Source organism: Mammaliicoccus sciuri (assembly GCF_002901825.1).
In the GTDB taxonomy this organism is placed as follows: domain Bacteria; phylum Bacillota; class Bacilli; order Staphylococcales; family Staphylococcaceae; genus Mammaliicoccus; species Mammaliicoccus sciuri.
This window is the reverse complement of sequence record NZ_PPQD01000010.1, coordinates 36,330-50,261: the sequence shown is the minus strand read 5'-3', so window position 1 is coordinate 50,261 and position 13,932 is coordinate 36,330. Positions and strand designations below refer to the sequence as shown.

Annotated in this window: 11 protein-coding genes; 8 read left to right on the top strand and 3 right to left on the bottom strand. The window is 31.7% G+C overall.

Going from position 1 to position 13,932, the window contains the following annotated elements; genetic code table 11:
* The 8 genes from CD035_RS02400 to tenA all read left to right on the top strand — a co-directional run.
* Window positions 1-1,012 (top strand): LPXTG cell wall anchor domain-containing protein (locus CD035_RS02400; protein ID WP_142383032.1); only part of this gene is annotated, 1,012 nt, incomplete at its 5' end.
* Between the two features lie 137 nt (window positions 1,013-1,149).
* Window positions 1,150-3,180 (top strand): Mur ligase family protein, encoded by a 2,031-nt coding sequence (locus CD035_RS02395; RefSeq protein ID WP_048540728.1) that lies wholly within the window; start codon window positions 1,150-1,152, stop codon window positions 3,178-3,180.
* 73 nt (window positions 3,181-3,253) lie between these two features.
* Complete coding sequence (locus CD035_RS02390) at window positions 3,254-4,867, top strand: hypothetical protein (RefSeq protein ID WP_048540729.1); 1,614 nt, start codon at window positions 3,254-3,256, stop codon at window positions 4,865-4,867.
* A gap of 126 nt (window positions 4,868-4,993) precedes the next feature.
* Window positions 4,994-5,995: a LacI family DNA-binding transcriptional regulator gene (locus tag CD035_RS02385; protein ID WP_048540730.1), complete on the top strand. Its 1,002-nt coding sequence runs from the start codon at window positions 4,994-4,996 to the stop codon at window positions 5,993-5,995.
* Between the two features lie 75 nt (window positions 5,996-6,070).
* Entirely contained in the window at window positions 6,071-7,747 is a 1,677-nt protein-coding gene (locus tag CD035_RS02380) for an alpha-glucosidase (protein ID WP_048540733.1), read from the top strand.
* A 28-nt stretch (window positions 7,748-7,775) separates the two neighbouring features.
* Window positions 7,776-9,692, top strand: coding sequence for a PTS beta-glucoside transporter subunit IIBCA (locus tag CD035_RS02375; protein ID WP_048540735.1), 1,917 nt, complete (start codon window positions 7,776-7,778; stop codon window positions 9,690-9,692).
* 103 nt (window positions 9,693-9,795) lie between these two features.
* Window positions 9,796-10,527, top strand: a complete 732-nt coding sequence (locus CD035_RS02370; RefSeq protein WP_048540800.1) for an epoxyqueuosine reductase QueH — start codon at window positions 9,796-9,798, stop codon at window positions 10,525-10,527.
* A gap of 257 nt (window positions 10,528-10,784) precedes the next feature.
* Window positions 10,785-11,462, top strand: a complete 678-nt coding sequence (gene tenA / locus CD035_RS02365; RefSeq protein WP_048540737.1) for a thiaminase II — start codon at window positions 10,785-10,787, stop codon at window positions 11,460-11,462.
* 47 nt (window positions 11,463-11,509) lie between these two features.
* On the opposite strand, the gene CD035_RS02360 is transcribed toward tenA, so the two are convergent.
* The 3 genes from CD035_RS02360 to CD035_RS02350 are packed head-to-tail and all read right to left on the bottom strand — an operon-like array spanning window position 11,510 to window position 13,780.
* Entirely contained in the window at window positions 11,510-12,403 is an 894-nt protein-coding gene (locus CD035_RS02360) for a VOC family protein (RefSeq protein ID WP_048540738.1), read from the bottom strand.
* Between the two features lie 57 nt (window positions 12,404-12,460).
* The gene (locus CD035_RS02355) at window positions 12,461-13,153 is read right to left on the bottom strand and encodes a GNAT family N-acetyltransferase (protein WP_048540740.1); all 693 of its coding nucleotides are present in this window, start codon (window positions 13,151-13,153) and stop codon (window positions 12,461-12,463) included.
* Window positions 13,154-13,204: 51 nt separating this feature from the next.
* Entirely contained in the window at window positions 13,205-13,780 is a 576-nt protein-coding gene (locus CD035_RS02350; RefSeq protein WP_048540742.1) for a phosphatase PAP2 family protein, read from the bottom strand.
* Window positions 13,781-13,932: the final 152 nt, after the last annotated feature.

Genomic DNA, 13,932 nt, shown 5'->3' with positions numbered 1-13,932 from the left:
CGATGCCGACGCTGATGCCGACGCAGACGCCGATGCCGATGCCGACGCCGATGCTGATGCCGATGCGGATGCTGATGCTGACGCAGATGCAGATGCAGATGCAGATGCAGATGCCGATTCCGATGCGGATGCTGATGCCGATGCGGATGCTGATGCCGATGCTGATGCAGATGCAGATGCCGATTCCGATGCGGATGCTGACGCAGATGCTGACGCTGATGCGGATGCTGACGCTGACGCAGATGCTGACGCAGATGCTGACGCTGATGCGGATGCTGACGCAGATAGCGACTCAGATTCAGATAGCGACTCAGATGCGGACAGCGATTCGGATGCAGACTCTGATTCAGATGCCGATAGTGACTCGGATGCAGACAGTGACTCCGATGCCGACGCAGATGCCGACAGTGATTCGGATGCGGATTCTGACTCCGACGCAGACAGTGATTCTGACTCAGATAGTGACTCAGACTCAGACAGTGATTCCGACGCAGACAGTGATTCTGACTCAGATAGTGATTCCGATGCAGACAGTGACTCAGACGCAGATAGCGACTCAGATGCGGACAGCGATTCTGATGCCGACAGTGATTCAGATGCCGATAGTGACTCGGACGCAGACAGTGACTCGGATGCCAAAAGTGGTTCAGGCGCCGACAGTGATTCGGAGGCAACTTCTAATGTCGATAATGACGCTGGCAGTGGTTATGATTCAGATGCAAATGATAACTTAGTTGATGTTAGTGACTTAGATGGAGATTCTGGTTTAGCTACAAACAATAATGAATATAGCCAAGATCTAAGAAATGTTAATTCGGCTAATAGTAATGTTTCTACTTCTGTTACAAGTACTGACTCAGAAAGTCAAGTTACTGATAACGAGAAAAATGATGATAAATTACCGGATACGGGAGAAGAAAAATCTAACAATGGTACTTTATTTGCAACATTATTAGCAGGATTGGGATCGATTATCTTATTCAGTAGAAGAAGATATAAAAAGAAAGAATAATGATTGCTGAATCTTGATTGTGGCTAGGACAACATAGTTTGTCCTGGCCTCAATTTTTATAACAATTGAATTTATAGTTACATATAATCTAAACCTATGATTGCTATTATCTATTAATATTTAGGGGTGTTTATTTAATGAAATACACAATAAAAGAAATTTCTAATATTCTTAATTCACCTATACTAGATCCTTCAGGTAAAGAAGAACAAATTATTACTAATTTTGAATATCAAGCTATCCATTTAAATAATACAGAAACAGCTTTCTTTTCAATTAGTTCAAATTCTTGGTCAAAGTTTCTTGGAAGAACAAGTAAATTAACAGATGGGAATAAACAAATTAATAAAAACATTAAAAATATCGGTCTTATCATAACCGAAGAATACATAGAGGGACTCAATTTCAAAATTCCTCAAATCATAGTTGAAAATAGTATTGAAGCACTCAAAACTTTGGCTGTAATAATAAGTGAAAATTATAAGAATCCGATTGTAGCTATTACAGGATCAATGGGTAAAAGTTCTACAAGGCTTATGGTTGCGCAAGCTTTGAAAAATTATAAAGTATTAGAAAATAGAGCTAATAGTAATACGAGAAGTGCTGTTTTATTGCAAATGTGCAAATTAGCAAGTAATCCTGATTTTGCAATATTTGAAGTTTCGTTAAATGCTTTAAATAATAGAGGCAATTTTTCATTAATATTAAAACCAGATATAGCTATTGTAACGGGAATAGGTTCTGCGCATTTATCGACTATAGGTAGTGAGGTTGATATAGCAAACTTTAAAAGTAGAATCTTTTATGGATTGAAGGATTCAGGTATAGCAATCATTAATCAAGGTACAATGCATTCAGATATTTTAATAGAAAATGCACAGAAAGCAACAGATAATATCATGACTTATGATCTGGAGCAGAATAAAGGAACTATAGAAATTTTAGGATACTCAATTAAGAAAGGTTACGCAGATATTAAATTAAAAGTTAAAGAAGAGAACATTAATTATGAATTATCATCTTTAAGTTTAGGAATGATTGAAAATTCATTAGCAGTAGTTCTGTGTTTAATGAATTTAAAAGTAGATTTATCAAGTTGTTTAAACCATTTAAAAGAATTTAAATCATTCAAAAAAGTACTTGAAATAAAAGAGGTAGAATCACAGAATAATACAATTACTTTGATTGATGATACACACAATGCGTCATTACCAGCAATGATTAATGCAATTGAAGCTTTTAACAGTCAATGTAAGTATTTCTCAGGTAATAAAATAATAGCTATTGGTAAAATAAGTGACTTAGGTGCTCAATCAAAAGAAATCCATAAAAAGTTAATTAAATATATCGAAGAGTCGAAAGTAGATTATGTATTATGTTTAGATGATGAAACGAGAGTAATTGTAAATAATACAAAGAATAAAAATATAACGTGGTATAACGATCCTGATTTATTGTTGAAAGATTTATTATACATGGCTAACAAAGATTCATTGATTTTACTAAAATCATCAGTTACTGATACTCAGTTTCCTAAAATTGCTCAAAAGTTACCTATAGAACTTAAAAAATTTAATACAGATTTGTCAGAGAATGATTATCCTACAGGTAAGAAGTTCAATCAATACGCATATCTAAAAATTTCAAATAAAACTGATCAAATAGTCGAAACATACAATGCTGAAAATTCTTCAACAATAAGTGGAATAGCGTCAGTACTTTATTACATCTATGCAAAAGGTAAAAATATTGAGAATAAAAATGTACAATTAAAAAAATGGCCAACTAATAAAGGGCGTTACTTAGAAGGTGCATCATTTTCAGTGAATGATGTTATTAATGCGATGTCTGATTCTCCTCATCCTTCACTAATTTATCAACTGTCAGATTTATTATTTGATAAAGAAAAGGATAGATTGAAGGTTATAAATGAATTTGTTCATAATTATAATTTGTCAAAATCTGCAGTCGTTAATTTAACAGGTAGGTATAGAAAAAAAGAAAGACAATCCTTCACTGTTTATGATTTATACAACTTATATATTAAACATAAAGATATTTTATTAAGTAACGATCATAAATTTGTTTTCGGAGATCAATACAAACACGGAATTATTAATAAAGGTGATTATACGTTAATTTATACTTCAGACAGCAGTGATAAATAATATAAAAATATTTAAAGGTTATTGAATAGAATTGCTATAATAGTATAAAAGCACAAATAATGGGGGATTAAATATGAATTTAAGTAAAGATATAGATAGAATTCTTGAGATGCATAAAACATATCCTAAACATGATGTTAGCTTTGTAAGTATAGGCAATCAGTACCAAAAGGCAATCGTAAGAGTTTTTAAGACTCAAAATAATATTAAAATAAATATTTTGAAGTTAGCGCAAGAATTTCGAAAGAAAACTGGAAAGAGCGCTAACTGGGTAAAGCTTGATTTTGTTATAGAAGAAGAAGTGATAGATTTTGATATATTAAAAGACGATTTAATCAATACAAGAAGAAACTATATTGATTACGGAATAGCATTAGATGACAATTGGGAATATGCTTTTTTATCAGATGAAATTAATGCAAATGCTTTTGTTAGACTATCAAAAGATAAAAAATCATTCATTTTATCTGAAGACAATATTAATAATTATTTGAAAAAGTATAAAGGTATTAAAGTACGTTATAGTCATCAACAATACGAAGGTGAACGTGTACGAAAATTTTATACAAAAGGTTATATTATAGAGGATAATGATGTGTATGCTCTTGATGAGCGAGGTTACACAAAAGGTCTAAGAGAAATAGACAACTTAAGTAGTGAAATCGATATGATGATTGAACATAGTACACATTATTTAAGTAATGAAATTGGTGAAGATGGCAAGTACCATTACGGGTATTTTCCACATTTCGATAAAAACATAGCATTTTACAATAACTTAAGACATTCATCATCAACATATGCTTTAATAGAAGGCTTAACATATTTAAATGAAGATATCACAATTGCAGAAAAAGCTATAGATTATTTAATCAATCATTATTTATATGAAACAGATGGCTTAGGTCATATATTTGACGATACTAAAAATGTAAATGAAATTAAATTAGGTCAGAATGCTGCGTTTATATTCGCAATTTGTGAATATTTAAAACATAATCCAAATAAAAAAGAATATCTTGAAGCTGCTCAAAAAGTGGCATGTGGTATTGAAACGATGATAGGCGAAGATGCTAAAACAGTACATGTTATTAACTACCCTGAATTAACTGTAAAAGAACAATATAGAATTATATATTACGATGGAGAAGCAGCATTAGCTTTATTAAGGTTATACCAAATAGATCATAATGAAAAATGGTTAAATATCGTTAAAAATCTATTTGAACGTTTTATTCAAAAAGATTATTGGAAGTATCACGATCATTGGTTAGGTTATTGTACGAATGAACTTGTACAAATCGATCCACAAGAAAAATATTTTAAATTCGGTATACAGAATGTGTCTAGCTATTTAGATTATATGTACCAAAGAGAAACAACTTTCCCAACATTTTTAGAAATGTTGATGGCTACATATCACTTAGTTGAATATGCTAAAGAATCAGGTTATGAATCTTTAGTAGAACAACATTTAGATGAAAAGAAATTTATAGCTACCATTCATAAACGTGCAGATTATCAAAGAACAGGGTTTTTCTATCCAGAAGTTGCGATGTATTTTAAGAATCCTTCAAGGATACTTCATTCATTCTTTATTAAACACCATGGCTATAGAGTAAGAATTGATGACATTGAACATTACTTATCTGGATATGTACAATATCAGAAAGTTTTTAAAGGATAAAAGTAAAGTAAATAAGTGATTTTTATAAAGGAGCAGATTATCTGCTTCTTTTTTTATTATTGACAAAACAAATAAACAGATTTATGATTTATATGAAATCGATTTCACAAAAGTAGGTGTATCACAATGGCGACAATAAAAGACGTTGCAAGGCATGCTGGATTATCTGTTACAACTGTCTCACGTTATTTAAATAATCATCCATATATATCGGAAGATAAAAAAGATAAGATAAAGGCAGCTATGAAAGAACTGGATTATACGCCTAATTCTGCAGCAACTCAATTAAGGTCTAATCGATCTTTTACTATTGGCGTTATTGTTTCTCGTATTACAAATCCGTATTTTGCATATCTGATAGACGCGATAGAAAAAGTTGTAAAAAAAACGAATTATCATCTCCTGATTATGCAGACTTATGATGATAAGGATGAAGAATTAAGACTACTTGATATGTTAAAGCAAAAACATATTGATGGTATTATAATGGCTTCTATTGAAAATGATTTAAGTGTCATTTCACAATATAAACAATATGGACCAATTGTATTAACAGGTGATAAGTCTTTAATCGATTCAAATTTACCTGTTGTTTGGACTGATCAGGAGAAATCTACTTATCAAGCTATACAATTTTTGATTAATCAAGGTTACCGTCATATTGCATATTGTACGGGTGGTGCTTTTGATAAGACTAAGCACGGTTCATCGAGAAACAGAGGTTTTATTAAAGCATTAGAAGATAATCAAATAGATCTGAAAATGGAATGGATTTATAAAAATGTTCATACAATAGAAGATGGTTATAAAGTAGCAAAGGATATTGTTGATAATGAAAAATCTAAGTGGCCATCAGCGGTATTTTCAGGAAGTGATGAAGTAGCTGCTGGGATGATTAAATATTTACTAGAGCATAATATTAATGTTCCTGGAGATATTGCAATAATGGGTTATGACAATCAGCCACTATCTGAAATGTTAAGTATACCACTGACGACTGTCTCGCAACCGATAGAAGGGATAGGTTATGAATCAACAAATTTATTGATGAGTTATTTGAATGAGAAAGAATATACAGTAAATCAAGATGCATTAGAATTAAATATTATTGAGAGAAGTTCTACATAAATAAGTGAGACACATATAGCTGTCTCACTTACTATATCGAAAATATGGTATCGATACCACAAGGAGGAAACACTAATGAAAGATAGAAAATGGTGGCAAAAGGAAATCATATATCAAATATATCCGAGAAGTTTTTATGATGCTAATGGAGACGGTATTGGTGATATTAAAGGTATTACGAGTAAATTAGAGTATTTAAAAGATTTGGGTATAACGATGATATGGATTTGTCCAATTTACAAATCTCCAATGGTTGATAATGGATATGATATATCTGATTATTTAGGGATTAATTCTGAATTTGGAAGTATGGAAGATTTAGATGAATTATTAGAAAGAGCACAAGCTTTAGGTATAAAAGTTATGCTTGATCTTGTCATTAATCATACTTCAGATGAACATCGATGGTTTAAAGAAGCTTTGAAGAATCCAAATAGTCCTTATAGAGATTATTATATATTCAAAGAAGGCGTTGAAAATAAAGAACCAAATAATTGGCGTTCTATTTTCGGAGGAAGTGTTTGGGAAAAGTTACAAAATGAAGATAAATATTATATGCATGTTTTTGATAAAAAACAACCAGATTTGAACTTTGAAAATCCGAGATTACGTAACGAAATATATAACATGATTAATACATGGTTAGATAAAGGGTTAGCAGGATTTAGAGTGGATTCTATAACGTTCTTAAAAAAAGATCAACAGTTTGAATCTTATCAACCTGATGGAAGTGATGGATTGGTCACTTGTAAACATGGAACTAGAAATCAACCTGGAATTGATATTTTTCTAAATGAATTAAAGGAAAACACATTTAATAAATACGATTGTGTCACAGTCGGAGAAGCCCCTGGTGTGAAGTACGATGAGCTTTCAGATTTTATAGGTGAAAATGGTTACTTTTCTATGATATTTGATTTTAAATATGCTGATATTGATGTTGAATCTGGCAGCGATTGGTTTAAAAGAACGAATTGGACGACTCAAGAATTTAAAGAACTATTGTTTAATAGTCAAAAAGAAATACAAAAAGTAGGATGGAGTGCCAATTTTATAGAAAATCATGACCAACCTCGTGCATTATCTAAGTATATAACAGATGAGAAATATCAGAATTATATTGGTGGCAGTGCATTAGCGATGATGTATTTCTTCTTAAGAGGTACACCATTTATCTATCAAGGGCAAGAATTGGGCATGACGAACTTTAAACGTAAGTCTATAAAAGAATTTAATGATATATCTAGTATTGATAACTACTATAGAAGTATTGAAGAAGGCTTTAGTGAAACAGAAGCATTAAATTTCGTAAATTTAAGAAGTAGAGATAACACACGAACACCTTTTCCTTGGGACAACTCTGAGAATGCTGGATTTACAAATGGTACACCATGGATAGGTTTAACTACCAATTTCCCGAGTGTTAATGCTAAAGATGAAGTGGAAAATAACCAGTCATTATTTAATTTTTATAAATATATGATCGAATTGCGAAATCACTCTAAGTACAAAGAAGTATTAACTTATGGGACATTCGAGGAAGTTAATCATGTTTCTGAAAACATTATCAGTTATTATCGACACAACGAAACACATACAATACAAGTCATAATAAATTTATCAAATAAAGAGGATCAAATAGAGATTAAAAATGATCGTTTTGAAGTTTTAATGCAAAACTATGAAAAAGTAGATAGAAACGATCGAAAGTTATTATTAAAACCTTACGAAGCAATAATGATTGAATTATAAATTTAATATTAAGCAAAGGTGAGATTATATGGGGAAAGATAACAATAAATATAAAAATATTTCTGAACAGATTGTTAAGGTTATTGGTATTGAAAATATCGAAAGTGTTACACATTGTGCTACGAGATTACGTTTATCTGTTCATGATAGAGAATCTATCGATGATGATGCCATCGAAGAAATTGATGAAGTGAAAGGTGTATTTTATACAGGTGGCCAATATCAAATTATATTAGGTACGGGAATTGTTAATAATGTTTATGATGAAATGACAAATGTACATCAATTTGATGAAGTTAGTAAAGAAACGATGAAAAATCAAAACCAAGGAAACATTCAACGTGCAATTAGACTATTAGCTGACGTATTTATTCCAATCATTCCAGTACTGGGTGCTACTGGTTTGTTCCTTGGTTTAAAAGGCGTTGTATTTAATGAATCGGTATTAGGTGTATTTGGTGCTACACCAGAAATGATTCCAAATTATATTCAAACGCTTATAACAGTGTTAACGGATACCGCATTTGCATTCTTGCCTGCATTTATCGCTTGGAGTGCTTTTAGGACATTTGGAGGGACACCTGTCATAGGATTTTTGATTGGTTTAATGTTAGTATCTCCAGCTTTACCAAATGCTTATGATGTCGCAGGGGGAGATGCTAAGCCGATAATGGTTGCTGGATTTATTCCGATTGTTGGTTATCAAGGAAGTATTCTAACTGCACTATTCACAGGTTTAGTAGGTGCGAAGTTAGAAAAAAGATTAAGAAAAATAATGCCAAATGCATTAGATTTAATTTTCACACCATTTTTCGTTATTTTACTTATGATGATATTCTCATTATTTATCATGGGTCCGATTGTTCATGGTATAGAATCAGTAGGGATTACAGTTGTTAAGTCATTTATACATTTACCATTAGGTCTCGGTGGATTGTTAATTGGGTTTATTTATCCATTAGCAGTTATGACAGGGTTACATCACATGTTTATTATTGTTGAAACATCATTGCTGGCATCAACAGGATTTAACCCATTAATTACATTAGCAGCGATGTATGGTTTTTCAAACGCTGGTGTATGTTTGGCTTTATCTTTAAGAAGTCAAAAATCCTCATTTAAAACTGCCGGTATTAGTGCAACGATTACTCAATTGTTAGGTGTTAGTGAACCAGCACTATTTGGTGTTGTATTACGTTCAGGTATAAAACCATTAAGTATCATGTTATTATGTTCAGCGCTAGGTGGCGGTGTGCTGGCTTTACTTAATATTCAGGCGAATTCTTATGGATTAGCAGTGATACTCTCACCATTAATGTATATATATGACTTTAGTCAATTACTGACATATATTATCGTTGGGGTAGCTACTTTTGTATTAGGATTTATTATTACACAATTATTTGGTATTCCTAAATCATCAATGTCCGATATTGATTTGAATGATGAAAAAGTCTCTGACAATTTAACGGATAAGCATGAATTAAAGGCAATCAATTTAAAAGCAGTGACAAATGGAGAAATTCTTTCATTAGCTGACGTGGATGATCCAGTTTTTTCTCAACGTATGATGGGAGAAGGATTTGGTATCATTCCAAATACTGATGAAGTATATGCACCCGTGAACGGTAAAGTTACGCTTATTTCAGATTCGAAACATGCTATAGGATTTGAAACTGAAGATAACTTAGAAATACTCGTACACATGGGGATTGATACAGTAGAAATAAAAGAAGACGTCTTTAATGTTTTAGTTAAAGAAGGAGATATTGTACAAGAAGGGCAATTAATAGCGAAAATGGATATTAACCGAATACTTGAATTAGGAAAGCAAACAACAATTTTAACAGTTATAACAAATAGTAATGAGAAGGTTAATGAACTAAACTTATTAAAGACTGGTCAATCTCAAAGTGAAGATAATATTGCAAAAGTCATTTATTAAAATCACTACACTATCTGTCATCATCATATTGCTATCATCTTTTGTATGTTATAAAATATTGTAAAAATGACAATTTTTGTATAAAGGAATGGTTAGGGATATGGTGATTTCAGCTGATGGTATTATTGCTAAGATGAAAAATCAAAAGATTAACTATGATAAGGTTATGCGTAAAATGATTTCTGAATGGGAACGTTCTGAAACAAGACCTTCTATTTTAATTCATAGTTGTTGTGCACCTTGTAGTACTTATACGTTAGAGTTATTAACACAATATGCAGATGTTGCGATTTATTTTGCGAATCCAAATATTCATCCGAAAAGTGAATATGAACGTAGGGCGAGAGTTCAAGAAACGTTTGTTGAACAGTTTAATGAGCGTACAAATTCAAATGTTAAATATATTGAAGCGGCTTATGAACCTCATGAATTTATGAAAATGGTTAAAAGTAAAGATTTAGCTGATGAAAATGAAGGTGGGCTAAGATGTACGGCTTGTTTCGAAATGCGTTTAGAACTCGTTGCAGAAGCGGCAGCTGATCTTGGATATGATTATTTCGCAAGTGCGTTAACGTTATCACCTAAGAAAAATGCACAATTGATAAATGAACTTGGTATGGATGTTCAAGATTTATATCATGTTTACTATTTACCGAGTGATTTTAAGAAGAACAAGGGGTATGAAAGATCGATTAAAATGTGCAATGAGTATGAAATTTTTAGACAATGCTATTGTGGTTGTGTGTTTGCAGCTATGAAGCAAGGTATAGATTTTAAAGAAGTGAATAAACAGGCTAAAGCTTATTTAGAATCATGTAATAAAAGTTGCATGTAATTTTATTTGCAATCCCATGATAAAACAGATATGTTGAAAGAGTGTAGAAATTAAATAATTTTAAACCACTGGGGAGCGGGACAGAAATCTAATTTATATAAAAAGATTTCGTAGTCCCGCCCCGGCAAGGATGACTAGAGTTGAAAAAGCTTGGTACAAGCGCATTTCGGGTTCAGTCATCTACTGCCAATATATATAATAAGTCTGGGTATCTATATTATGTCCCAGACGTTTTTATTATTAAGGAGGATTTATAAATGAAATTTACAGATAGAGTATTCAATAGAGTTGAACCCATATGGCAATCTTATATGGAACATCCTTTTATTATAGGATTAGGTGATGGCACGTTAGATCAAGATAAATTTAAACATTGGTTGAAACAAGATTATATATATTTAATAGAATATGCGAGACTATTTTCAATCGGTGCAGCTAAATCAACTGACTTAAAAATGATGGCGACTTATGCTGATTTAGCGAATGGTACATTAAATACTGAAATGTCATTACATCGAGGTTATGCTAAGCAATTTGGTATTACAGAAGCGGAATTAGAAGAGACAGAACCTGCTCAAACGACTGTTGGCTATACGAGTTATATGTTGAATATGGCACAACAAGGTGGTATAGAGAATGTTATTGCAGCTATTTTGACATGTACTTGGAGTTATAATTATATAGGGTTAAAATTAGTTGAAATTGAAGGAGCATCAGACCATCCTTTATATGGAGAATGGATCAATATGTATGCTTCAGACGAATTTAGTCAGTACAAGGAAGATTGTATACAGTTGATGGATCAAGTTGCAGAAGGTAAGACTGAAGCAGAATTACAACGCTTAGAAGACATTATCGTTAAAACAAGCTACTATGAATATATGTTCTGGGATATGGCTGAACATTTAGAAACATGGCCAGTACCGATTAAATAAATAATTAAGACAGAAGCGTGCACAACGCTTCTGTCTTTTTAATACTATTATTTGCCTTCATAGGCTTTTATTAAAGTTTCTACATCGAATTTCTTCATTTTAAGAAATGCTTTTGTAACGTTACTGATTTGTTCTGGTGTACCTTCTTCTGCCATTTGGTCCATGATTTTAGGGACAATTTGCCAAGAGACACCGAATTGATCTTTAACCCATCCGCATTGTTCTGCTTCTGGTACAGTAGATAATTTATCCCAATAATAATCAATTTCTTGTTGGTCTTCTAAAAATAGCATTAACGAAATACCTTCATTTAAGTTGAATTCGTGTTTATGTGCGCTATCAAGTGCGACAAAATATTGGTCTTCTAATTTGAATTCGGCATGAGCGAGTGTATCTGGCTTGTCTGGATCCATGCCTTCTGGATAATAAAATTTACTAATACCACCACTATTTTTAAATACGCTTGTGTAGTAGTTAATCGCTTCTTCAGCTCTACCTACATTATTATTAATGAACATAAATGATGGTCTAATACGATCGTCGAATGGTTGATCTGTAATGAGGAGTTGCCATGAAACACCAAACTGATCTTCCAACCAGCCATATTTTTCACTAAAGTCATAAGTATCAAGTTCCATCATAATTTTCCCGTTGTGTGCAAGTGCAGTCCAAACTTTGTCGAGCAATGCTGCTTCAGATTGATTGAAAAGAACTGTAAATGATATGGAAGGATTTTTTGTGAAATAAGGACCTGCATTGATTGCCATAAATTTATAACCAAAAATATTAAAAGTGAGCTGTTTTGCATCTCCGGATGGTGTATCTGTAAACGTTACATCTGAAATGATTTCTGATTCTGGAAAAGTTTGCATATAATAATCGACGGCTTCTTGCGCTTCATTATCGAACCATAAATGCGGAACAATTCTTTGATTATTCATTTCTTCATCTCCTCAATCCTTTTTACTTATTATACCCATCGTGATAAATATAAACATTTAGTTCATTGAGAGTTTATTGATTTGTGTACCATCATGGTTAAAATTACTTTCATCTAGCCATTCTTCATAATGTTTTTTGATAGATGGCCATTCTGTATCTATGATAGAGAACCAATTTGTATCGCGGTTTCTTCCTTTATATACGAGTGCTTGTCGAAAAGTACCTTCATATTTGAAACCAAGTCTTTCGGCAGCGTGTTTTGAAGGTGCATTATAACTATCACATTTCCATTCATAACGTCTATATTTTAAAGTTTCAAAAACGTATTGAGCAAGTAAATATTGTACTTCAGTAGCAATTCGCGTTCTTTTTAGTAGTGATGAATAATGAATGTGGCCAACTTCTATCGTTGAAGCTTTAGGATTAATTCTTAAAAGTGACATTATTCCTAATGCTTGATGTGTTTCTTTGTCGACAATCGCAAAGAAATAAGGATCTTTAGAAATAATTCTTTCTTCGATTAATAGAGTAAATGAAGCTTTATCATGAATTGGTTCATGAGGTAAATAAGTCCAGTTTGCATCATTTTCTGATGAACATAATAAAGCAAATAACTGATCGATATGACTTTCATTTAAATGTTCAAGTTTACTGTACTTACCTTCAATCATATCAATACTAGGCATATTTGGTTCTTTAAATGATTCGATTTCATCACCAATTGGTTGATTAAAAGTATTATATCTCATAAAAAATCCTCCTTTATTTTTTATCATAGCATAAAATAAAGGAGGTGAAATTTACAAGCGCGAGGACTGATGCATAAATTTAGTAACGCTTAAGTAAACTAAATGAACAATGATTAGACTTGCGACAGTATCAGAAAAGAAGTGTGCACTTAAATAAATTCTTGAACACATCATAGATAAAATTAATATAGCAGTAATCCATTTGACCGTTACATGATTGTATAACGCAAGTATTAGAAAAATAGCTACAAATAACGTTAGTGTATGCATGCTTGGAAAGCTGTATCCATCAATTAAATCAGATGGTCTTGGTCGTTGAATAATATACTTTAACGCTGTTCCGATAAATAGTGATGAGAAAGAGAAGATGAAATACTGAAGCAAATTTCTTCTATTATAAAAGTATAATCCAATTAATAATATGCATATTAATATACCACTATGTAAAGGTGAAAATAAAAATGAAATAATCGATAAGTAATTATGTAATCTAAATGCTAATGTTTCGGTTTGAATAAATTGATAGACATACTGATCAATAGGATTTATATAATTTGTAAAAATCAATGACACGATTAAAATTAATAAAATAGCATAATAAATAATGAGCTTGGAATCTTTCTTCATTGTGCGTAAAGCTCCTTTGAACGTAAATATTTAGACTTTTTTTCTATTGTAAATATAAAAATAATTTTAGACAATAGGACTTTAGGACTACCTAAATATCATTTAGTAATCTACTTAAAAGTGCTATCATGGTAATTATAAATAAAAAATAG

What these genes read in the sequence shown, in the direction of transcription:
- CD035_RS02395 (WP_048540728.1), top strand. Translation starts at nt 1,150, where the DNA reads ATGAAATACACAATAAAAGAAATTTCTAATATTCTTAATTCACCTATA.
- CD035_RS02390 (WP_048540729.1), top strand. Translation starts at nt 3,254, where the DNA reads ATGAATTTAAGTAAAGATATAGATAGAATTCTTGAGATGCATAAAACA.
- CD035_RS02385 (WP_048540730.1), top strand. Translation starts at nt 4,994, where the DNA reads ATGGCGACAATAAAAGACGTTGCAAGGCATGCTGGATTATCTGTTACA.
- CD035_RS02380 (WP_048540733.1), top strand. Translation starts at nt 6,071, where the DNA reads ATGAAAGATAGAAAATGGTGGCAAAAGGAAATCATATATCAAATATAT.
- CD035_RS02375 (WP_048540735.1), top strand. Translation starts at nt 7,776, where the DNA reads ATGGGGAAAGATAACAATAAATATAAAAATATTTCTGAACAGATTGTT.
- tenA (WP_048540737.1), top strand. Translation starts at nt 10,785, where the DNA reads ATGAAATTTACAGATAGAGTATTCAATAGAGTTGAACCCATATGGCAA.
- CD035_RS02360 (WP_048540738.1), bottom strand. Translation starts at nt 12,403, where the DNA reads ATGAATAATCAAAGAATTGTTCCGCATTTATGGTTCGATAATGAAGCG.
- CD035_RS02355 (WP_048540740.1), bottom strand. Translation starts at nt 13,153, where the DNA reads ATGAGATATAATACTTTTAATCAACCAATTGGTGATGAAATCGAATCA.
- CD035_RS02350 (WP_048540742.1), bottom strand. Translation starts at nt 13,780, where the DNA reads ATGAAGAAAGATTCCAAGCTCATTATTTATTATGCTATTTTATTAATT.